General features: G+C 62.6%; 21 protein-coding genes. 11 read left to right on the forward strand and 10 right to left on the reverse strand.

Annotation, left to right across the window (positions count from 1 at the left end; translation table 11 throughout):
• Window positions 1-2 precede the first annotated feature (2 nt).
• From rloB to LU684_RS05680, 4 genes are all read left to right on the forward strand, one after another.
• Complete coding sequence (rloB, locus tag LU684_RS05665; RefSeq protein WP_016485909.1) at window positions 3-1,538, forward strand: osmotic stress tolerance membrane protein RloB; 1,536 nt, start codon at window positions 3-5, stop codon at window positions 1,536-1,538.
• Window positions 1,538-2,518 (forward strand): alpha-L-glutamate ligase-like protein, encoded by a 981-nt coding sequence (locus LU684_RS05670; protein WP_023048389.1) that lies wholly within the window; start codon window positions 1,538-1,540, stop codon window positions 2,516-2,518. The genes rloB and LU684_RS05670 overlap by 1 nt, the downstream gene beginning before the upstream one ends.
• Window positions 2,519-2,726: 208 nt before the next feature.
• A complete protein-coding gene (gene pabB, locus LU684_RS05675; RefSeq protein ID WP_232894245.1) occupies window positions 2,727-4,070 on the forward strand; it encodes an aminodeoxychorismate synthase component I in 1,344 nt (447 codons plus the stop codon).
• Between the two features lie 79 nt (window positions 4,071-4,149).
• Window positions 4,150-4,884: a phosphoadenylyl-sulfate reductase gene (locus tag LU684_RS05680; RefSeq protein WP_016500538.1), complete on the forward strand. Its 735-nt coding sequence runs from the start codon at window positions 4,150-4,152 to the stop codon at window positions 4,882-4,884.
• A gap of 39 nt (window positions 4,885-4,923) precedes the next feature.
• On the opposite strand, the gene cysB is transcribed toward LU684_RS05680, so the two are convergent.
• The 3 genes from cysB to LU684_RS05695 form a co-directional block, all read right to left on the reverse strand.
• Window positions 4,924-5,898, reverse strand: coding sequence for an HTH-type transcriptional regulator CysB (gene cysB / locus LU684_RS05685; RefSeq protein ID WP_016485905.1), 975 nt, complete (start codon window positions 5,896-5,898; stop codon window positions 4,924-4,926).
• Window positions 5,899-6,026: 128 nt separating this feature from the next.
• The gene (locus tag LU684_RS05690; RefSeq protein WP_016485904.1) at window positions 6,027-6,524 is read right to left on the reverse strand and encodes a universal stress protein; all 498 of its coding nucleotides are present in this window, start codon (window positions 6,522-6,524) and stop codon (window positions 6,027-6,029) included.
• Between the two features lie 135 nt (window positions 6,525-6,659).
• On the reverse strand, window positions 6,660-7,607 hold the full coding sequence (locus tag LU684_RS05695; protein ID WP_232894246.1) for a putative 2-dehydropantoate 2-reductase: 948 nt from the start codon (window positions 7,605-7,607) through the stop codon (window positions 6,660-6,662).
• A 233-nt stretch (window positions 7,608-7,840) separates the two neighbouring features.
• On the opposite strand from LU684_RS05695, the gene LU684_RS05700 reads away from it, so the two are divergent.
• The gene (locus tag LU684_RS05700; protein WP_016485902.1) at window positions 7,841-8,917 is read left to right on the forward strand and encodes a 3-deoxy-7-phosphoheptulonate synthase; all 1,077 of its coding nucleotides are present in this window, start codon (window positions 7,841-7,843) and stop codon (window positions 8,915-8,917) included.
• Window positions 8,918-9,051: 134 nt separating this feature from the next.
• On the opposite strand, the gene LU684_RS05705 is transcribed toward LU684_RS05700, so the two are convergent.
• Window positions 9,052-9,333 carry a GNAT family N-acetyltransferase gene (locus LU684_RS05705; protein WP_003250290.1) on the reverse strand — a complete coding sequence of 94 codons (282 nt, stop codon included), beginning with the start codon at window positions 9,331-9,333 and terminating at the stop codon, window positions 9,052-9,054.
• A 508-nt stretch (window positions 9,334-9,841) separates the two neighbouring features.
• Here LU684_RS05705 and oprI point away from each other — a divergent pair.
• The gene (gene oprI / locus LU684_RS05710) at window positions 9,842-10,093 is read left to right on the forward strand and encodes an outer membrane lipoprotei OprI (protein WP_003259780.1); all 252 of its coding nucleotides are present in this window, start codon (window positions 9,842-9,844) and stop codon (window positions 10,091-10,093) included.
• A gap of 132 nt (window positions 10,094-10,225) precedes the next feature.
• Here oprI and LU684_RS05715 read toward each other — a convergent pair whose 3' ends face one another.
• The 3 genes from LU684_RS05715 to LU684_RS05725 form a co-directional block, all read right to left on the reverse strand.
• Entirely contained in the window at window positions 10,226-11,203 is a 978-nt protein-coding gene (locus tag LU684_RS05715; RefSeq protein ID WP_016485901.1) for a L,D-transpeptidase family protein, read from the reverse strand.
• A 113-nt stretch (window positions 11,204-11,316) separates the two neighbouring features.
• Window positions 11,317-11,607: a hypothetical protein gene (locus tag LU684_RS05720; protein ID WP_016485900.1), complete on the reverse strand. Its 291-nt coding sequence runs from the start codon at window positions 11,605-11,607 to the stop codon at window positions 11,317-11,319.
• Window positions 11,608-11,665: 58 nt separating this feature from the next.
• Window positions 11,666-12,271 carry an arylesterase gene (locus LU684_RS05725; protein WP_016485899.1) on the reverse strand — a complete coding sequence of 202 codons (606 nt, stop codon included), beginning with the start codon at window positions 12,269-12,271 and terminating at the stop codon, window positions 11,666-11,668.
• 10 nt (window positions 12,272-12,281) lie between these two features.
• On the opposite strand from LU684_RS05725, the gene LU684_RS05730 reads away from it, so the two are divergent.
• Both LU684_RS05730 and LU684_RS05735 read left to right on the forward strand, forming a co-directional pair.
• Window positions 12,282-12,965 (forward strand): ABC transporter ATP-binding protein, encoded by a 684-nt coding sequence (locus LU684_RS05730; RefSeq protein ID WP_016485898.1) that lies wholly within the window; start codon window positions 12,282-12,284, stop codon window positions 12,963-12,965.
• Complete coding sequence (locus LU684_RS05735; RefSeq protein WP_232894247.1) at window positions 12,965-15,472, forward strand: ABC transporter permease; 2,508 nt, start codon at window positions 12,965-12,967, stop codon at window positions 15,470-15,472. The genes LU684_RS05730 and LU684_RS05735 overlap by 1 nt, the downstream gene beginning before the upstream one ends.
• 64 nt (window positions 15,473-15,536) lie before the next feature.
• Here LU684_RS05735 and greB read toward each other — a convergent pair whose 3' ends face one another.
• From greB to LU684_RS05750, 3 genes are all read right to left on the reverse strand, one after another.
• On the reverse strand, window positions 15,537-16,010 hold the full coding sequence (gene greB, locus LU684_RS05740; protein ID WP_232894248.1) for a transcription elongation factor GreB: 474 nt from the start codon (window positions 16,008-16,010) through the stop codon (window positions 15,537-15,539).
• Between the two features lie 11 nt (window positions 16,011-16,021).
• A complete protein-coding gene (locus LU684_RS05745; protein WP_016485895.1) occupies window positions 16,022-16,330 on the reverse strand; it encodes a hypothetical protein in 309 nt (102 codons plus the stop codon).
• Between the two features lie 218 nt (window positions 16,331-16,548).
• A complete protein-coding gene (locus tag LU684_RS05750) occupies window positions 16,549-17,955 on the reverse strand; it encodes a transglycosylase SLT domain-containing protein (RefSeq protein WP_016485894.1) in 1,407 nt (468 codons plus the stop codon).
• 157 nt (window positions 17,956-18,112) lie between these two features.
• Between LU684_RS05750 and LU684_RS05755 the strand changes: the two genes are divergently transcribed.
• The 3 genes from LU684_RS05755 to LU684_RS05765 all read left to right on the forward strand — a co-directional run bounded on the left by LU684_RS05755 (window position 18,113) and on the right by LU684_RS05765 (window position 20,942).
• A complete protein-coding gene (locus tag LU684_RS05755; RefSeq protein ID WP_016485893.1) occupies window positions 18,113-18,910 on the forward strand; it encodes a TatD family hydrolase in 798 nt (265 codons plus the stop codon).
• 109 nt (window positions 18,911-19,019) lie between these two features.
• The gene (locus LU684_RS05760; protein WP_232894249.1) at window positions 19,020-20,498 is read left to right on the forward strand and encodes a methyl-accepting chemotaxis protein; all 1,479 of its coding nucleotides are present in this window, start codon (window positions 19,020-19,022) and stop codon (window positions 20,496-20,498) included.
• Window positions 20,499-20,573: 75 nt separating this feature from the next.
• Complete coding sequence (locus LU684_RS05765) at window positions 20,574-20,942, forward strand: Mpo1-like protein (RefSeq protein ID WP_016485891.1); 369 nt, start codon at window positions 20,574-20,576, stop codon at window positions 20,940-20,942.
• The last annotated feature ends 6 nt before the right edge of the window (window positions 20,943-20,948 follow it).

The following is a 20,948-nucleotide window of genomic DNA, read 5'->3' on the forward strand; positions in this document are numbered from 1 at the left end:
CGATGCGCTCTCTTACCCTCCATCTGAAAGTCCTGATCACCGTACTGGTGCTACTGGGCGTGGCGGTCACGGCCTATCAGATCTTCTTCCTCGGCATTCCGGTGACCGAAGACGAAACCGACGACCTGTGGAACATCGACGCCAAGGTCGAGTTTGTGGCCAGCACCAAGGACCCGGTCAAGGTGCAGATGTTCGTGCCACCACTGAACCGCGACTACGTGAGCCTCAACGAGAGCTTCATCTCCAACAATTACGGGGTGAGCGTCAACCGCGCCGACGGCAACCGCAAGGTCACCTGGTCGGCCCGTCGCGCCAGCGGCAACCAGACCCTCTACTACCGCCTGGTGCTTACCAAGCGCTACAGCAACGAAAAGACCACGGTCAAAGGCCCGACCTTCCGGGACAGCCTGGCTATCGAAGGCCCCGAGAAGATCGCCGCCGAAGCCCTGATGGCGCCGATTCGCCAGCACTCCGCCGACGTCGAGACCTTCGTCAGCGAGACCATCAAGCGGGTCAACAACCTCAACGACGACAACGTCAAGCTGCTGCTGGCCGGCGACACCTCACCGATGAAGAAAGCTCAGGTCATCGACCTGCTGTTGTCGATTGCCCACGTGCCGATGGAAAAGGTGCACACCATCCGCCTGGTGGCTGACACCCCGCAAACCCCGGAGCTATGGCTGCGCAGCTTCAACGGTAACGACTGGCTGTACTTCAACCCCGACACCGGTGAACAAGGCCTGCCCAACGATCGCCTGCTGTGGTGGACCGGTGACGACAACCTGATCACCGTCGATGGCGGCAAGAAGGCCAACGTTACCTTCAGCATGAACAACAGCGAGATGAACGCCATCCGCCTGGCCAAGCTGACCGACGAGAACACCGACGCCGACTTCCTCGAGTATTCGCTGTACGGCCTGCCGTTGCAGACCCAGCAAACCTTCATGATCATGGTAATGATCCCGATCGGCGTGCTGGTGATTCTGGTCCTGCGCAACCTGGTCGGCCTGCAGACCCTGGGTACCTTCACCCCGGTGCTGATCGCCCTGGCGTTCCGCGAAACGCAGCTAGGCTTCGGCATCGTGCTGTTCACGGTGATTACCGCCCTTGGCCTGTCGCTACGCTCGTACCTCGAACACCTCAAGCTGCAAATGCTGCCACGCCTGTCGGTGGTGCTGACCTTCGTCGTGGTGCTGATCGCAGCCATCAGCCTGTTCAGCCACAAGCTCGGCCTTGAGCGCGGGCTGTCGGTGGCGCTGTTCCCGATGGTGATCCTGACCATGACCATCGAGCGCCTGTCGATCACCTGGGAAGAGCGTGGCGGTGGCCATGCCATGAAAGTGGCCATTGGCACCCTGTTTGCCGCTTCGGTGGCGCACCTGCTGATGATGGTGCCCGAGCTGGTGTACTTCGTGTTCACGTTCCCGGCCGTGCTGCTGATCCTGGTGGGCTTCATGCTGGCGATGGGCCGCTACCGTGGCTACCGCCTGACCGAACTTCTCCGCTTCAAGGCATTCCTGAAGAAGGCTGACGCCTGATGTTTGGCCTGATCAAGACGTGGAAAGCCCTGGAGGCCCGGGGCATCATGGGTATCAACCGGCGCAACGCGGACTACGTGTTGAAGTACAACAAGCGCAGCCTGTACCCGATCGTCGACGACAAGATCATCACCAAGGAGCGCGCCCTGGCGGCCGGCATCCATGTGCCGGAAATGTACGGCATCATCGAAACCGAGAAAGAAATCGAGAAGCTCGACCAGATCATTGGCGGGCGCAGTGATTTCGTCATCAAGCCGGCGCAAGGCGCCGGCGGTGATGGCATCCTGGTGATCGCCGACCGCTTCGAGGACCGCTACCGCACGGTATCGGGCAAGATCATCAGCCATGAGGAAATCGAGCACCAGATTTCGAGCATCCTCACTGGCCTGTACTCGCTGGGCGGGCACCGCGACCGGGCGCTGATCGAGTACCGGGTTACCCCCGACCAGATCTTCAAAAGCATCAGTTACGAAGGTGTGCCGGACATCCGCATCATTGTACTGATGGGTTACCCGGTAATGGCCATGCTGCGCCTGCCGACCCGCCAGTCCGGCGGCAAGGCCAACCTGCACCAGGGCGCCATCGGCGTAGGCGTTGACCTGGCCACCGGCGTAACCCTGCGCGGTACCTGGCTGAACAACATCATCAGCAAGCACCCGGATACCACCAACGCAGTGGACGGCGTGCAGTTGCCGAACTGGGACGGTTTCATGAAACTGGCCGCCGGCTGCTATGAACTGTGCGGGCTGGGTTACATCGGTGTGGACATGGTACTGGACCAGGAGAAGGGCCCACTGATTCTGGAGCTCAACGCCCGTCCGGGCCTGAACATCCAGATTGCCAACGACTGCGGCCTGACCCAGCGCACACATGCCATCGAGGCGCACATCGAAGCACTGGCCAAGGACGGCATCACCGAAGATGCCGAACAGCGGGTTCGGGTAGCTCAGGGTTTGTTCGGGCACGTGCCTAACCGCTGAAGTGCCGGGGCTGCCTGGCAGCCCTTTCGCAGCACAAGGCTGCTCCTACAGTTACTGCGCAGGTTTCCAGGGCTGCGTTTCACCTGCAGGAGCAGCCTTGTGCTGCGAATGGGCCAAACCCTCTGTTGAATGTCGCGCCCAGTGCTAGGCGCTTTTCCTGCACAGGTCTACAATCGCCCTCCTCGCTTTTACATCGCCGTCCACACTGATGCCGACCTGTACGCTTTACCCCCTGCCCTACCAGCCCGACCCTGCCGCGTATTTCGCCCGCCTGCGCCAGGCCCCTGGGGCGATTCTGCTCGACAGCGCCCGCCCCGGCGCCGAACGCGGCCGCTTCGACCTGCTCAGCGCGTGGCCGCTGCAGCAGCTTCAAGCACACCCCGGTGAACAAGGCCGCGCCTTCCTCCAACGCTTGCGCGCCGGCCTGGCGCAACTGGGCCATGCGCAACTGCCCGAAGGCAGCGCGCTACCCTTCGCCGGGGGCCTGATCGGCTACCTGAGCTACGATTTCGGCCGCCGCCTGGAACACCTGCCCAGCCTGGCTGTGGACGACCTTGGCCTGCCCGACGCGCAACTGGGTCTGTATGCCTGGGCACTGGTCAGTGACCATATGCATGGCACCAGTCAACTGGTGTTCCACCCAAGCCTGGCAGACAGCGAACGTGAACGCCTGATCACGCTTTTCGAAAGCGCCAGCAGCACCGCAATTGGCGACTTCCAGCTGCTCACGCCGATGGCCGGCGACCTGCAGCCTGAACAGTACCGTGCCGCCTTCGACCAGGTACAACGCTACATCCAGGCCGGCGATTGCTACCAGATCAACCTTACCCAACGCTTCCGCGCACCCTGCCAAGGTGACCCCTGGAGGGCCTATCAGGCCCTGCGGCAAGCCTGCCCGACGCCGTTTTCCGGCTACCAGCAACTGGCCGACGGCAGCGCGTTGCTGAGCTTTTCGCCTGAGCGCTTCATCCGCGTCAGCCAGGGCCAGGTTGAGACCCGACCAATCAAGGGCACGCGCCCACGTGCCCACGACCCGGTTGAAGACAAGCGCAATGCCGAAGAGCTGCTGCACAGCCCCAAAGACCGCTCGGAAAACCTGATGATCGTCGACCTGCTGCGCAACGACCTCGGGCGTACCTGCAAGATCGGTTCGGTGAAGGTACCGGAGCTGTTCAGCCTGGAGAGCTACCCTAACGTCCACCACCTGGTCAGCAGCATCACCGGCCAGTTGGCCAGCGACAAGGATGCCCTGGACCTGATCGGCGACAGCTTCCCCGGCGGCTCGATCACCGGGGCGCCGAAGATTCGCGCCATGCAGATCATCGACGAGCTGGAGCCGGCGCGCCGGGCGCTGTACTGCGGCTCGCTGCTGTATGTGGACGTGCGCGGCGAGATGGACAGCTCGATTGCCATTCGCAGCCTGCTGGTCAAAGACGGCCAGGTCAGTTGCTGGGGCGGCGGTGCCGTGGTGGCCGACTCCGAGTGGCAGGCCGAATATGAAGAGTCGATCGCCAAGGTGCGGGTGCTGATGCAGACCTTGCAGGGCCTGTGAGTCCGTCTAGCCCGCGTTTTTTTGTTACCATCACCTCACTACGAGCGCACAGCGCCACAGCCAAGATGGAAACCGCCTGATGAGCCAACCCTTCGACGTCGCCGCCCTGGCCGCGACCTACGCCAACAAGTCCCCACAGGATATTCTGAAGCTCGCCTTCGAGCATTTTGGTGATGACCTGTGGATTTCCTTCAGCGGCGCCGAGGACGTGGTGCTGGTCGACATGGCCTGGAAGCTGAACAAGCAGGTCAAGGTGTTCAGCCTCGACACCGGCCGCCTGCACCCGGAGACCTACCGGTTCATCGACCAGGTGCGCGAGCAGTACAACCTGCCGATTGAACTGCTCAGCCCCGACCGTGCCAAACTCGACCCGTTCGTCAAGGAAAAGGGCCTGTTCAGCTTCTACAAGGACGGCCACGGCGAGTGCTGCGGTATTCGCAAGATCGAGCCGCTGCGCCGCAAGTTGGCCACCGTGAGCGCCTGGGCTACCGGCCAGCGCCGCGACCAGAGCCCAGGCACCCGCAGCCAGGTGGCGGCACTGGAAATCGACAGCGCTTTCTCCACGCCCGAGCGCACCCTCTACAAATTCAACCCGCTGGCGCAGATGAGCAGTGAAGAAGTGTGGGGTTATATCCGCATGCTTGAGCTGCCATACAACAGCCTGCATGAGCGCGGCTTCATCAGCATCGGCTGCGAGCCATGCACCCGCCCGGTACTGCCAAACCAGCATGAGCGCGAAGGGCGTTGGTGGTGGGAAGAGTCAACGCAGAAGGAATGCGGGTTGCACGCAGGCAACCTGATCAGCAAGGCTTGAGATAGCCGGGGCTGCTTTGCAGCCCCCTGCAATCGTGGATCAGTGCACCGGCAGCTCAACACCGGCAAACAGCTCTTCGAGCTCTTGCTTGTTATGGCACTGAATGGCTTTGGCCATCACTTCGCGAGTCAGGTGCGGGGCAAACTTCTCGATGAAGTCGCACATGAAGCCACGCAGGAAGGTGCCACGGCGGAAGCCGATCTTGGTGATGCTGGCCTCGAACAGCTCGCTGGCATCCAGGGCCACCAGGTCATTGTCGAGTTTGGCGTCCACGGCCATACCCGCGACGATACCCACGCCCAGCCCAAGCCGCACATAGGTCTTGATCACGTCGGCGTCTGCCGCGGTAAACACCACTTTTGGCGTGAGGCCACGGTGGTTGAAGGCTTCGTCCAGCTTCGAGCGCCCGGTGAAACCAAACACGTAGGTCACGATCGGGTATTCGGCAACTGCTTCGAGGGTGAGTTTCGGCAGCTTGGCCAGCGGATGCCCCTGGGGCACCACAACACAGCGGTTCCACTTGTAGCACGGCATCATGATCAGGTCGCCAAACAGCTCCAGCGCCTCGGTGGCGATGGCGAAGTCGACCGTACCGTCCGCAGCCATCTCGGCAATCTGCATGGGCGAACCCTGGTGCATGTGCAGCGACACTTCCGGGTATTGCTTGATGAAACTGCTGATCACCGGCGGCAAGGCATAGCGCGCCTGGGTGTGGGTGGTGGCGATGGACAGCGTCCCCTTCTTCTCGTTAGAGAATTCCTGGGCGATCTGCTTGATGCTCTCGACCTTGCGCAGGATTTCGCCGGCGGTATTGATGATGCGCTCACCGGCCGGCGTGACACGGGTCAGGTGCTTGCCGCTGCGAGCAAAGACTTCAACACCCAGTTCGTCTTCGAGCAGGCGGATCTGCTTGCTGATACCAGGCTGGGAGGTATACAGGCTCTGCGCCGTCGCGGAGACGTTGAGGTCATGGTGCGCCACTTCCCAGATGTAGCGCAGTTGTTGAAGCTTCATAGGTTCCCCTCGGTTCAGCGATGAGTCCGCGGCAGCAGGCAGCGACGATATATAACTATATTAGTGGTTCTGGAAATAAATCTAGAACTATTTTGTTACATGCCCCCGCAAACAGCCTACGGCCATCTTCACACTTTCCTACGCCCCAGATGCTGCGCCAACGGCACCATGTACACCGGCACCGGCGACAGCTGCAGCAGCCGCACCGCCGTACGCCCCAAGGGCACATCCACACCGGCACCGGCGCTGTGGCTGCCGAAAATCAACAGGTCAACGCTCAACCGCTGCGCCTGGTCAAGGATCACCTGCGCGGGGTCACCTTGGCGTACCCGCACCGCTTTGATCACTGCCAGGTCGGCCTCCTCGCCCAGCTCATCGCGGAAGCTCTCCAGCACGCGCTGCTCAATGTTGGCCATCACCGTGCTCACCCCCTGGCTGTGCAACTGGTCAAGCGTCTGCTCATCGAGATAGCTTTGCAGCAGGGATTCGGCGAATTGCCCCATTGGCTCCACCGCATGGATCACATACAGCTCGGCATTGAACGTGCGCGCCAAGGCCAGCGCGTGCTGCATCACAAAAGGGGCGTAGACACCGAGGTCGGTGGCGTACAGCATGGAGCGGATCATTCGACCTCCTCGACTGCCGCAGCGGCAGAGCAAGCTTCAGCTTAGCAGCGCACCGGACACACGCTTTGCCGTCCGGCGCGCTACCGGCACGGGCTGGAGGCCCCGCAAAATCGCGCCATTGGGGTCAAAGCCAGCTCAGCGGGGTCGATCGCTGTCGTCGAGAAAACTCAGTGCCTGGTACAACATTTCGGTGCGTGGCAAGCTGCAGCCTGCCGCACGTGCACGCGCCAGCGGTTCAGCATAGATAGCCTGCAGTTCCAACGGGCGCATGAGGGCATAGTCGTGATACATGCTTGGCCAGTAGTCGGGCATGCGCTCAGTCATCTGGAACAGGTGCTCGGCATAGCCCTCGGGCAATACGTGCCCGCAGGCGCCAGCGCCTCGCACCACCTCAGCCATCAAGGCCTGTATCAGGGCACGGCTGTGGCTGCTTGCCATCAGCCCGGTGGTGCCTTCACCCAGCAGCACCGACAGGCCGTTATAAGGCACGTTCCATACAAGCTTCTGCCAGCGCGCCAAGTCCAGGTTCGGCATGGCCTGCGAATCGATGCCCGCCGCCTGAAACAACCCGGCACCTTCCCTGACAACTGCGGCACCACCCTCACGGGCCGGCCCACTGTGATAGCCCAGGTTGACCGCCCCCAGGGCCTGGTGACGAATTACACCCGGCGCGTGGCGGTTGACGCAGATGAAGCACAGGCCGCCGAGCAGGTGCATGTCGCCACGTAATGCCGGACGCAGCTGCTCTTCCACACCCAGGCCGTTTTGCAGCAGTAAAACCTTGGCGCCCGGCGCAGCAGCCTGCACGATCACAGGCGCCAGCTGGTCATTGCTGGTGGCCTTGGCACCGACCAGTAACCAGTCGCAAGCCGGCATATCTGCGGCATTGGCATAGGCCTGCACCTTCATCAGCAGCTTGCCGTGCACCGCACTGTCCAGCGCCAACCCCTGTTCGCGTACAACCTGATACTCGCTGCGCAGCAGAAAATGCACGTCGAAACCCGCGCGAGCCAGCATCACACCATAGAAGCCACCGATAGCCCCACTGCCAATGATGCCAATGCGTGGTGTGTGCGGATGCATGCGGACCTCCCGGGAAAAATCAGCCTTCTTTTTACACCGCTTGCGCACTGTCAGGTAGCCCATCGACACCAGCGCGCTAAAGGAGCAGGTAAAACAGCACGCTGACGGGACTTGCGCCCATTGTCGCGCCACCCGTAACGCGCTAAGGTTCGGCTCCCCGCTGCGATTATTCTTGCTGCTGGGCCGCACGGGGATAGTTGGCGGCCGGCACCCGTGACCTGACGAGTAACACGATGGCTGATTTACCGATCGATGACTTGAACGTTGCCTCCAACGAGACCCTGATCACCCCCGATCAGCTCAAGAAGGAAATCCCTCTCAGCGCCAAGGCCCTGCAGACCGTGACTGCCGGCCGTGAAGTGGTGCGCAATATTCTCGACGGCAAGGACCATCGCCTGTTCGTCGTGGTCGGCCCTTGCTCCATCCACGACATCAAGGCCGCCCACGAATACGCCGAGCGCCTGAAGGTACTGGCCGAAGAAGTGTCCGATACGCTGTACCTGGTCATGCGGGTGTACTTCGAAAAGCCGCGCACCACCGTCGGCTGGAAAGGCCTGATCAACGACCCGTACCTGGATGACTCGTTCAAGATCCAGGATGGCCTGCACATCGGCCGTCAGTTGCTGCTGGACCTGGCCGAAATGGGCCTGCCGACCGCTACCGAAGCACTGGACCCGATTTCCCCGCAATACCTGCAAGACCTGATCAGCTGGTCGGCCATCGGCGCCCGCACCACCGAATCGCAGACCCACCGCGAAATGGCCTCAGGCCTGTCCTCGGCGGTCGGCTTCAAGAACGGCACTGATGGCGGCCTGACCGTTGCCATCAATGCCCTGCAGTCGGTGTCCAAGCCACACCGCTTCCTCGGCATCAACCAGGAAGGCGGCGTGTCGATCGTCACCACCAAGGGTAATCCGTATGGCCACGTGGTACTGCGCGGCGGTAACGGCAAGCCTAACTACGACTCGGTCAGCGTCGCCCTGTGCGAGCAGGACCTGGCCAAGGCCAAGATCAAGGCCAATATCATGGTCGATTGCAGCCACGCCAACTCCAACAAGGACCCGGCCCTGCAACCACTGGTAATGGAGAACGTTGCCAACCAGATTCTGGAAGGCAACCAGTCGATCATCGGCCTGATGGTCGAAAGCCACCTGAACTGGGGCTGCCAGTCGATTCCGAAAGATTTGAACGAATTGCAGTACGGCGTCTCGATTACCGACTCGTGCATCGACTGGTCGGCGACCGAGAAGACCCTGCGCAGCATGCACGCCAAGCTCAAGGATGTGCTGCCGCAGCGTAAGCGTGGCTGAGTGATGTAAAAAAACGGGGCCGCTTCGCGCCCCATCGCGGCACAAGGCCGCTCCCACAGGTCTATGCGATTTCCTGTAGGAGCGGCCTTGTGCCGCGATGGGGCGTGAAGCGGCCCCGCTTTTTTAGGGGTGCGTCAGGCCTTGCTCGAGTGCCGCTGCTGGCGCTCCATGTAGCGTTCCACATATGAGCAGGACGGGATCACCGTGTAGCCCATCTGTTCAGCGTACTCCAGAGCCCGCTCGGTCAGTGCGGCAGCAATGCCGCGGCCCCGCAAGGCGTTGGGCACGAAGGTGCGATAGATGTCCAGCGTCTGCTTGCCCAGATCCATGTACGTAAGATAGGCACGATGACCGTCCACGTTGGTCTCGAACTGATGACCGGCCTGGTCATGGTGGATGGTCAGCGCTTCGCTCATCACTACTCCTCGCAGGTCTTCTCGGCAGACCCATACCTTAACCGATGGTGGTTTATCCGGCGCAAAATCCTCGACGCCACCTGTTGCCCCTTCGACCTCTGGACGATTGTAATCGTTCGAAGCCTCTGGCACTCACAAGATAGTAGGCGCCGCGAATGGGATTGCTCAAGGTGGCGGTGGCTAAAAAAGGGTGAAAATGCTGAGAGAGCGACTCTTCCCTGTACGCTCAATAGCCGCCGGATGTTGTAGGGCTTAAGACGTCCAAAGACAGTTAAAGTCACCGTTAGTTCAACAAAAAAGTTCCTGTACTACAACAGCTTGGGAACCGTGCACGTTTTTTTCACGTGCGCGTCGCAAATCTTGTCGGGACGGCGTCTAGCCACATTTTTTTTGCAGTTCTTGCGCTCAGTCAGTTTACTTACTACAAGTAATGGGTACTATGTACGCCGGCCAGTTTCTCTTTCCTGAGAGATGGCTCTTTAATAGAAAGTCCTTGAAGGGGAACACGATGAACAACGTTCTGAAATTCTCTGCTCTGGCTCTGGCCGCAGTTCTGGCTACCGGTTGCAGCAGCGTATCCAAAGAAACCGAAGCTCGTCTGACTGCGACTGAAGACGCAGCAGCTCGCGCTCAAGCTCGTGCTGACGAAGCCTACCGTAAGGCTGACGACGCACTGGCAGCCGCTCAGAAGGCTCAGCAGACCGCTGACGAAGCCAACGAGCGCGCTCTGCGTATGCTGGACAAAGCCAGCCGCAAGTAATAATCCTCACGGATTGTTAAGAAGCCGACCCACTTGTGGGTCGGCTTTTTTATTGCCTGCCAGCCAGGCAAACACGCCCGACATTCACGAAAAGGCCCGCACTTAGGCGGGCCGTGATGTGTCGCAATTACCTTACTGCAGTTCAGGCGGAATGCTCGACACCATTGGCGCGCCACCCTGGGTCTCGACCGGCACGGCAATTTCTACCGGCATGCCATCTTCTGCAGCCACCACGTCACGCACCATGTCCCAGTTCATGCGCAGGTTATTGGCCAAGTCTTCACGCTTGAGCAGCGCATTGATAACTGCGGTGTGTTTGTCGACCACCGAAGGGTTACCCTGATCGTCCAGCGGCGTGTGCGCCTCCAGATAGACCTTGCCGCCGCTGATACCGAACTTGTAAGGCTCATTGATGATGCGCACCGGAGTGCCCACAGGCACCATCTTCGACAGTTCCAGCACGTTGTTGTTGAGCATCCGGAAGCAGCCGTGGCTGGTACGCATGCCAATGCCGAACTTCTTGTTCGATCCATGGATCAAGTAGCCCGGCACGCCCAAGGTAAACTTGAACGGCCCCAGCGGGTTATCAGGGCCAGCCGGTACCACAGTCGGCAGGATGTCACCGTCCGCCGCGTGCTCTTTGCGGATCGAAGCGGGTGGCGTCCAGGTCGGATTTGGCGTCTTGGCGGTGATCTTGGTGTTGGCGATCGGCGAACCCCAACCCTCACGGCCAATGCCCAGCGGGAAGGTATGCACCACGTTCTGCCCTTTCGGGTAGTAGTACAGGCGGTACTCGGCCAGGTTGATGACAATACCTTCACGCGGGCCCGGCGGCAGGACGTAGCGGGTCGGTAGGATGATCTCGGTACCGGCGCCCGGCAGCCAAGGGTCGACACCCGGGTTGGCGGCAATCATTTCCAGGTAGCCGAGGTCGTTGGCGGTGCCGATGTCGGCGAACGTATCCTCGTACTTTGCCTTGATCACATGCACCTGGCCGACGATGTCTTCACCGGGCGGTGGCAGTGGCAGCTCCAGCGCAGCAGCGGGGCCCGCTACCAGCAGGGCGGCCAGGGACAGGCTACGGGTGACGGCAGGAAAGCGCGGCAACATCCGGTAAATCCTTCGAAAGGTGGGTCAAGAGGATCGATTGTACACCCGCACCGATGCAAGCGGGAGGCATTGGCGCGATGCAAGCGTTTCAGATGATGAAAGGTGCGTGCCGTTCAGCTGGCTTGCAGCTCTGGCCAGACCGGGCGCATGCCGCGCCGTTGAGCGTCGAGGATGGCACGGCACAAGTCACACAGGCGGCTGTCGCGGTAGATCGCGCGCGGCACCCCTGACCAACGCGGCTGCGCTGGCAGCAGGCCGCCGCACAAGGTACGGTCTACCGGCACGCCCAGCTCAAGCTGGCGGGCCACCAGGTGGACACGGATTTCCTGGCAGGCGAACAGGTCGAGCTGCTCGTCGGGCTCGATCAGTTGATAGGCATACAGGGACCAGGCAGGGCGCGGCATCGGGTGCACTCGAAACGGGGGGCGCAACATTAGCCGAAAGCCCGCCCCGTTTAAAGCATCACAGCAAGGGTTTTATCGCCGGCCAGGCATTTTCCAGCAGGCGCTGCTGGGCACCCTGGGCCGGGTGGATGCCATCGGCCTGCATCAATTCGGGCACCCCTCCTACCCCTTCGAGGAAAAACGGCACCAACGGCACCTGCATGTCCGCGGCCAGCTGCTCATACACCTTGGCAAAAGCGGTGGTATAGCGCACGCCGTAATTGGGTGGCAGGCGCATGCCCAGCAGCAGCACCTTGGCGCCGGCCTGCCGCGCGCTCCCGATCATCGAGGCAAGATTTTGTTGCAATTGCGCGGGCGGCTGCCCCCGCAGGCCATCGTTGCCGCCCAGCTCCAGCACCACCAGGTCCGGTTTATGCGCGGCAAGCAGCGCCGGGAGCCGCGCCTGGCCACCTGCGCTGGTGTCGCCACTGATTGACGCATTGATCACTTTGTCGTCGAAACCTTCGTCCTTGAGACGGGTCTGCAACAGGGTGACCCAACCCTGGCGGGTATCCAGGCCAAAACCGGCGCTGATACTATCGCCAACAACCAGCAGTGTTCCCGCCGCCGCGCTCTGGGCCAGGCAATACAGGGCCAGACCGGCACTCAACCACCACACTCGCATCGGATTCTCCATGGGCCCCAACATACTCGTTGCGCAGAACCTTAGCAAAGTGGTCCCCAGCGCGGAAGGTGACCTTACCATCCTCCACGCACTCTCCCTCGAGCTGGCCAAAGGCGACAGCCTGGCCATCGTCGGCGCCTCGGGCTCGGGCAAGTCGACCCTGCTCGGCCTACTCGCCGGCCTCGACCAGCCCAGCGCGGGCAAAGTCCTCCTCGCCGGCACCGACCTGGGGCCACTGGATGAAGACCAGCGCGCCCGGGTACGTGCCGAACATGTGGGCTTTGTGTTCCAGTCATTCCAGCTGCTCGACAGCCTGAATGCGCTGGAGAACGTGATGCTGCCACTGGAACTGGACGGCCGCCGCGACGCCCGCGAACAGGCGCGCAGCCTGCTGGAACGGGTCGGCCTGGGCAAGCGCCTGAGCCACACCCCGCGCCAACTGTCGGGCGGCGAACAGCAGCGGGTAGCCATCGCCCGCGCCTTCGCCGCGCAGCCTGCGGTGTTGTTTGCCGACGAACCCACCGGCAACCTCGACAGCCACACAGGCGAGCGCATCAGCGACTTGTTGTTTGAACTGAACAAAGAGCGCGGTACTACCCTGGTGCTGGTCACCCATGACGAACGCCTGGCCCGACGCTGCCGCCGCCAGATCCGCCTGGATGCGGGGCGCTTGGTGGCCCCGGTGGAGGCTTGATGAAACATATGCCGTTGTCCCGCCTGTACGGCCTGGCCCTGCGCCAGTTGCTACGCGACCTTCGCGCCAGCGAAGTACGCGTGCTGTTCTTCGCCCTGCTGGTGGCGGTGGCAGCCAGCACCGCCATCGGCTACTTCGGTGCACGCCTGAACGGCGCCATGCAACTGCGCGCCAGCGAATTCCTGGGCGCCGACCTGGTGCTGCAGGGCAGTGCCCCCGCTCGCGAGCAACAGATCGCTACCGGCACGGCACTTGGCTTGCGCCACGCGCAGGTGATCGAGTTCACCAGTGTGGTGGGCGGCGACAACGGCATCCAGTTGTCCAGCGTCAAGGCCGCCGACGCTGCCTACCCATTGCGCGGGCAGGTACGCAGCGCACCGGCGCCCTATGCAGAGGAAACACCTGGTGGCGGCCCGGCCCCTGGCGAGGCGTGGGTCGAGCCCCGCCTGTTGGCGGCGCTGGGGCTGGCGATTGGCGACAGCATCGACGTAGGCATGAAAACCCTGCGCATGAGCCGTGTGCTTACTTACGAACCGGACCGCGCCAACAACTTCTACAGCCTTACCCCAAGGGTGATGATGAACCTGGCCGACCTGGAAGCCACCGGTGTTATCCAGCCTGGCAGCCGGGTTACCTACCGCGACCTGTGGCGCGGCGATGCCGAGGCACTGGCCCAGTACCGCCAGGCCGTGGAAAAAGACCTGGCCGCCAACCAGCGCTTGCGCGACACACGCGATGGCAACCAGCAGATCGGTGGCGCCTTGGGCAAGGCCGAACGCTACCTGAACATGGCGAGTCTGGTGGCGGTGCTGCTGGCCGGGGTCGCCGTGGCCCTGTCGGCCAGCCGTTATGCCGCTCGGCGCCTGGATGCCAGCGCGCTGCTGCGCTGCCTGGGGCTCTCACGCCGCCAGGCACTGGGCCTGTATTGCCTGCAGTTGGCCATGCTCGGCCTGGTCGCCGCCTTTGCCGGCGCCCTGCTCGGCTGGCTGGCACAGCTGGGCCTGTTCCGCTTGCTGCACGGCCTGCTGCCGAGCGTGGTGCCGGCCGGCGGCATCGTCCCTGCCCTGGCTGGCATCGGCACCGGGCTGGTTGCACTGGCCGGCTTCGCCCTGCCGCCGATTGCTGCCTTGGGCCAAGTCCCGCCACTGCGGGTGCTGCGCCGTGATCTGTTGCCGATACCACCGAGCAGCTGGTTGGTGTACGGCGCCGCACTGTTTGCCTTGGGCCTGATCATGTGGCGCCTGAGCCTTGACCTGCTGCTCACCTTCGCCCTGCTCGGTGGCGGGCTGGTCGCCGCGCTACTGCTCGGTGGCTTGCTTTTGCTCGGTTTGCGCAGCCTGCGCCGGCTGTTGGCCGGCGCACCACTGGCCTGGCGCCTGGGGCTGGGCCAGTTGCTGCGCCACCCCACGGCAGCCGCCGGCCAGGCCTTGGCCTTCGGCCTGATCCTGCTCGCCATGGGGTTGGTCGCCCTGCTACGCGCAGAACTGCTCGACACCTGGCAAGCTCAGTTGCCAAAGGATGCCCCCAACCATTTCGCCCTGAACATCCTGCCGGATGACCGTGAACCGTTCGCTGAACGGCTGCATCAGGTCAATGCCACTTCAGCACCGCTATACCCGGTAACGCCCGGGCGCCTGGTGCAAATCAACCAGCAACCGGTACAGCAAATCGTCAGCAAGGATTCGGCGGGTGAGCGCGCCGTGCAGCGCGACCTCAGCCTGACCTGGGCCGCCGAGCTGCCCGAAGGCAATGCACTGACCGCCGGCAACTGGTGGCAAGCCTTGCCCGCCGACGACGAGACCCCTGGCGTTTCGGTGGAGGCCGAGCTGGCCAGCAGCCTGAAGCTTAAAATGGGCGACCTGCTGACCTTCGACATCGGCGGCCAGCAGCGCCAAGCGCGGGTCAGCAGCCTTCGCAGCGTGCACTGGGACAGCTTCCAGCCAAACTTCTACATGATCTTCCAGCCCGGCACGCTGCAGGGGCTACCGACCACCTACCTGACCAGCTTCTATCTGGCGCCGGGCCACGACCTGGACGTGGTGGCGCTGTCACGGGCATTCCCGGCAGTGACCATCTTGCAGGTGGATGCCTTGCTCGACCAACTGCGCAGCATCCTCGCCCAGGTGACCCTGGCAGTGGAGTATGTACTGGTCTTTGTGCTGGCTGCCGGGCTGGCGGTGCTGTTTGCCGGTTTGCAGGCAACGCTGGATGAACGCATTCGCCAGGGTGCCTTGCTCCGTGCGCTGGGGGCCGGGCGGCCATTGCTGGTCAAGGCACGGCGTATCGAGTTCGGCTTGCTGGGGGCAACCAGCGGATTGTTGGCCGCAGTGGGCTGTGAACTGATTACCCTGGTGCTGTACCGCTATGCCTTCGACTTGCAGTGGAGCCCGCACCCGTGGCTGCTGGCGTTGCCGCTGGCGGGGGCGCTGCTGGTGGGCGGTGCCGGAGTACTGGGCACGCGGCGGGCGTTGAATGCCAGCCCGTTGACGGTGTTGCGCGAGGGTTGAGGGTTACCTGCACCGGCCCCTTCGCGGGCGTGCCCGCGAAGGGGCCGGTGCAGGTAACATCAATTTATTGGCCGTAACTGATACTGTTGACATACCAGGTCGCTTCACCGGTAGGCGTGTGCACCACTACCTCATCGCCCTCCTCCTTCTTGAGCAAGGCGCGCGCCATGGGCGAGTCGATCGAGATGTAATCGTTGCGCCCGTAGATCTCGTCATAGCCGACAATGCGAAATTTCATGGTCTCGCCATCGTCATTCTCGACTTCGACCCAGGCACCAAAAAATACCTTGCCTTCCTGCTGAGGCGAGTAGGCCACCACTTTTACATCTTCAAGACGCTTGCGCAGGTAACGCACCCGGCGGTCGATTTCGCGCAACAGCTTCTTGTTGTACAGATAGTCGGCATTCTCGCTGCGGTCGCCCAGCGACGCGGCCCAGGCAACCTTCTGGGTGATCTCCGGGCGATATACCCGCCACAGGTGGTCCAGTTCTTTCTTCAGCGCCTCATGGCCTTGCGTGGTGATGATGTTGGTACTCAACAGCGCACTCCTCAGCGGCGGGTAATAAGGCCTTGGCGCGCGATGCGGGTGAGGTGGCCAATGACTTCTGCGGCCTCGCCCGGCGCCGGGGCCTGAATTACGGCCAGGTCGAAACGGTCATTGCCGTATTGCGCCAGGTGGCAGCCGATTTCAGCGAACTGGATCAGAAAGGCACGCGCCTGGCCCTTGCGCCGGGACAGGCCTTCGAGATGACGCAAAAGGGTGGGCTGATGCTGACCACCGAGCAGAATGCGCGGTGTGCGGGTGGCCTGGCTGGCAGGCAAAGGGCTCAAACAGACACTGGTACGTGGACAACTCATGGAGCTTCTCTCCGCCTCGCGAATCCCGCTGGGCAGCGGTGGGAGGCGTCACCGAACCAGCGCTTTAGCGGTATTTCGGATGGCCCGGAGGTGGGGCTTTCCTGCGCCCCGCAAGTAGCTGTTTAAATCGGCGCAGGCGGTATGCTAGAGCGATGAGCTACAAGTTGCAAGTTGCAAGCTGCAAGCTGCAAGCAAAAGCACGCCAGCAAAATCATTTATCAACGCTTCGCTACGCGCTCCAGCACGGCCCGCTCGCGGTTGAATGCCAAAAAGTACTTGTTGACACTGTTGACGAAGTTGACCGGCCCCATGCCTACCTGCTCCATGGCGATGCGTTCGGTCTGGAAGAACCACTGATTGCCGTTAAGGCCGCGCCGCCGGGCTTCGGCGCGCATGGCCTGAACGCGCTCGGGGCCGAGGTTGTAAGCCGCCAGCACAAAGGCCATGCGCTCACGCTCGTTGATTCTGGGGCTGGCAAAGAACTTACGCCGAATCAGGGCCAGGTAGCGTGCGCTGGCCTGTACATTGCCATCTACCGTGGCGGTGTTGCTTACCCCCACGCGCTGGGCCGCCGAAGGGGTAATCTGCATCAGGCCATGGGCACCGCCCGTGCCGCGTGCGGCCGGGTTGAGCGTCGATTCCTTGAAAGCCAGCGCCGCCAGGTTGAGCCAGTCGATCTGCTGCGCCTGACCATGCTTCTGCAGCACTGCCCGCACCGAGGCCAGCCGCTGGCGGTCCTTGCTGGCCAATGGGTTGTGCACCCGGTACTGGCGCCGGTAGATGCGCTCGAACGCGGCATCCTGATTGTCTGGCGCGCGGTAACCTCGCAGAAAGTGATCCACCGTGGCCAACAGCTGCGGCGCATCGCGCCCCACATACCAGCGCATGGCTTGCGGTGGCCCCAGGCGCACACGGCTGTCCAGCCGCAGGCGCGGCATAACCCGCGCCCAGCGCCGGGCAATCGGCTGTTCGACAACGGTAAGGTGGTAGATGCCTGCCTGCACCATTTCCAGTACATCCTCCACCGCCAACGTGGAGTCAACCCACTCCACCTTGATCGGCGGCCGCTTGCGCAGCGCCAGTTGCTGGTTGACCTGCTGGATCAGCGGGCCGGCGGCACTCGCGCTGGTCAAGGCCACGGTACGCCCGGACAGCTGTTCGACCTTGCTGAAGCTTCGCTCGCCTTTGCGCCCCACCAGCGTCAACGGCACCTGGTCGAGTATCGGCGCAGTGCTGCTGACGCCGCGTACCGTGCCAGGGTCGAGCAGCTCGCCCGGCGCAGCCAGGTCACCCTCCCCGCGGGCCAGAGCGCCCAGCAACTGCTCCTTGGCACGTGGGATGAGCTTTAGCTGGATCTGCTGGTCGTCCGCGTTGCGGGCATTGAGGTAATGCTCCAGGGCACGCAGGCGATAGTACTCGATGCCAACTGGCTCGCCCTTGACCTCGCCAGAGCTGTTACGGCTCTGGTTGACCAGCACCCGCAGCACTTTGCTGGTGCGAACCTGCTGCAAGTCACGCACCTTGGCGGGTGGTATGTTCTGCTGCGGCCCCGGCGCGCGCGCCTGGGCCGGGCCGGTCAGGGTCAGGCCCAGCGTCAGCAGAAAAACAAGCCAGCATCGCAGCATGCCAAAACGTGTCCGTGGTGGTTGGGCGGTATCCATGGGTTGAACCACCAAGTGAGAAATGACGGTAAAAGACCACGGCAACAGCATGAAGTTCTTGGTTTTTTCAGAAAAACGCGGATTTTGCTATGCTGGCCGCCCCGCGGCACGAGATAGCACCATGCAACTGATCGATATCGGCGTCAACCTGACGAACAGCAGTTTCCACGACCAGCAGGCGGCAATCGTCGAGCGCGCCCTTGAGGCCGGGGTCACACAAATGGTGCTGACAGGCACCAGCCTGGCAGTCAGTGAACAGGCGCTGGAGCTGTGCCAGCAGTTGGATGCAAGCGGTGCGCACCTGTTCGCCACAGCGGGCGTGCACCCCCACGATGCCAAGTCCTGGGATGCCGGCAGCGAGCGCCAGTTACGCCAGTTGTTGAATGAGCCGCGCGTGCGCGCCGTGGGCGAATGCGGCCTGGATTTCAACCGCGACTTCTCCCCTCGCCCACTGCAGGAACAAGCCCTGGAAGCCCAGTTGGCGCTGGCCGCAGAGCTGCGCCTGCCGGTGTTCCTGCACGAGCGCGACGCCAGCGAGCGCTTGCTTTCGATCCTCAAGCATTACCGCGACCACCTGAGCGGCGCGGTGGTGCACTGCTTTACCGGCGAGCGCGAGGCGCTGTTCGCCTATCTGGACATGGACCTGCACATTGGCATTACCGGCTGGATCTGCGATGAACGCCGTGGCACCCACCTGCATCCACTGGTAGGCAACATTGCCGAAGGGCGGCTGATGCTGGAGAGCGATGCCCCCTACCTGCTGCCACGCAGCCTGCGGCCCAAGCCGAAGAATGGGCGCAACGAGCCAGCATTTCTGCCGGAGGTGTTGCGCGAAGTGGCGCTGCATCGGGGCGAATCGGTCGAGCACACGGCGGCGCATACCACCGCAACGGCGCGGGCGTTTTTCCGGCTCCCCTGAGCCCTGTGCGCGGGCTGTTGATATGGGTCAACATCTGGCTGAGTAGATGCAGGCACAATGATGGCACCTTGCGAATACTGTTTCCGCTCAACTCAGAGAAGACCTGCCCATGGGTGCCTGGCTTAGCAATGTTTCCCTGAAGTACAAATTCTGGGCCGTCAATGCGGTGGCCTTTGTCACGACCCTGCTGCTGGTGCTCTACGCCGTACACCTTGAGCAACGCGCCCGCGCCGAAGCGGCGCAGGCGCAGGCGGCAGCGCAAGCCCAGCTGCTGGCTGCCTGGCCTGCCGGGCAAGCATTGCCACGCACGGCCAACGTCATCAGCTGGTCGGCCGGGCAGACGCCGATTTTCGCCGGTGAAGCGCTCGATAGCCTGCGCAGTGGCCAAGGTTGGGTCGAGCTGCCGAGCGCCTGGATCCTCGGCGAAAACCCGTTGCGCGGTGCGCAGGTCTTGCGCAACGGCGACCAGCAGGTGGCCGTACTGGCGCAGTCGCCAAGCCTGCGTCAGGTATTTTTCGACCGCTTCAGCAACTACGCGGTGTGCGTCCTGATCCTGATGCTGGCCATGCTCGGCGCCTCGCAGTTGCTGATCCGCTTCCTGCTCAGCCAGCTCAATACGTTGAAGGATGTGATGCTGCACGTGGAAAAGACCGGCGACCTTGCTGCCCGTGTGCCGCTGGCCTGCGGCGACGAGGTCGGCCAGATGGCCGGCGCCTTCAATGCCATGCAGGCCACCTACCACCGCGTGGTCAGCACCGTCGCCCACACTGCGGCACAGCTGGACTCGGGCGCCGCACGCCTGGCCGCCAGCATGAGCAACGTCCGCCACGGCATGCTCGGCCAGCAGAGCGAGACTGATCAGGCCGCCACCGCCATCAACGAAATGTCGGCGACGGTGCACCATATTGCCCAGCATGCCGGTGCCACCCGTGACCTGTCACAAACCGCCGACACCTTGGCCGGCAGCGGCCAAGAGGTGGTCAGCCGGGTGCAGGATTCGATTTCCGGGCTTTCCAGCGGTGTTCAGCAAACCGCTGAAATGATTCGCCAACTGGCTGACGACAGCCAGAAAATCAACAGCGTGGTCGGTGTGATCCACAGCATCGCCGAGCAGACCAACCTGTTGGCGCTCAACGCGGCCATCGAAGCAGCGCGCGCCGGGGATCTGGGCCGCGGCTTTGCTGTGGTGGCCGATGAAGTACGTAACCTGGCCAAGCGCGTGCAAACCTCAACCGACGAAATCACCACCATGGTCGCTGCCCTGCAATCAGGCACCCGCGATGCCGTGGAATTCATGCAGGAAAGCTCGTTCAAGGCAGACGATTGCGTGCGCCAGGCCAAGGAGGCCGGCGAAGCACTGGCCGAGATTACCGGAGCTGTGGCGCAAATGCGCGAAAGCAATACCCAGATTGCCGTGGCGGCCGAGCAGCAAAGCCAGGTGGCCGAGGAAATGAACCGGGCGGTGGTGAGCATCCGCGATGTCACCGAACAGACCGTGCAGCAGACGGTGGGCTCGGCGAATACCAGTAGCGAATTGGCGACCCTGGCCGGCGAACTGAACAGGGCCATTGGCCAGCTCAAGCTATAGTCGCCATAGCCTGCCTCGATTGGCCTGCGCCCGGCAACCGCACTAGACTTTGGGCATGACCGAGAGGAATTGCCCATGAGCAAACGCCTGCCCAACCTGCCCGCCTGGCAATGGCGCGGCTATCACAATAACCACCGTCACCCCGCCAATCTGGTGCTGCACCTGATTGCGGTGCCGCTGTTCATACTGGGCGCCCTGCTGATTTTGTCGGGCCTCTTCGCCCTGGACCTGGGCCAGATCGCCGTTGGCGTGATCGCCCTGATTGCCGGCCTTGGCTTACAGCGCCATGGCCACCGCCTGGAGGTAGAGCAGCCCGAACCCTTTGCCAACCGCCAGGATGCCGTGCAGCGCCTGCTGACAGAGCAGTTCATCACCTTTCCGCGCTTTGTGCTGAGCGGGGCGTGGTGGAAAGCCTGGCGGGAGCGGCACAAACACCGCCATTGATGCCAT

The organism is Pseudomonas sp. NMI542_15, assembly GCF_021283425.1.
Lineage (GTDB): Bacteria > Pseudomonadota > Gammaproteobacteria > Pseudomonadales > Pseudomonadaceae > Aquipseudomonas > Aquipseudomonas fortuita.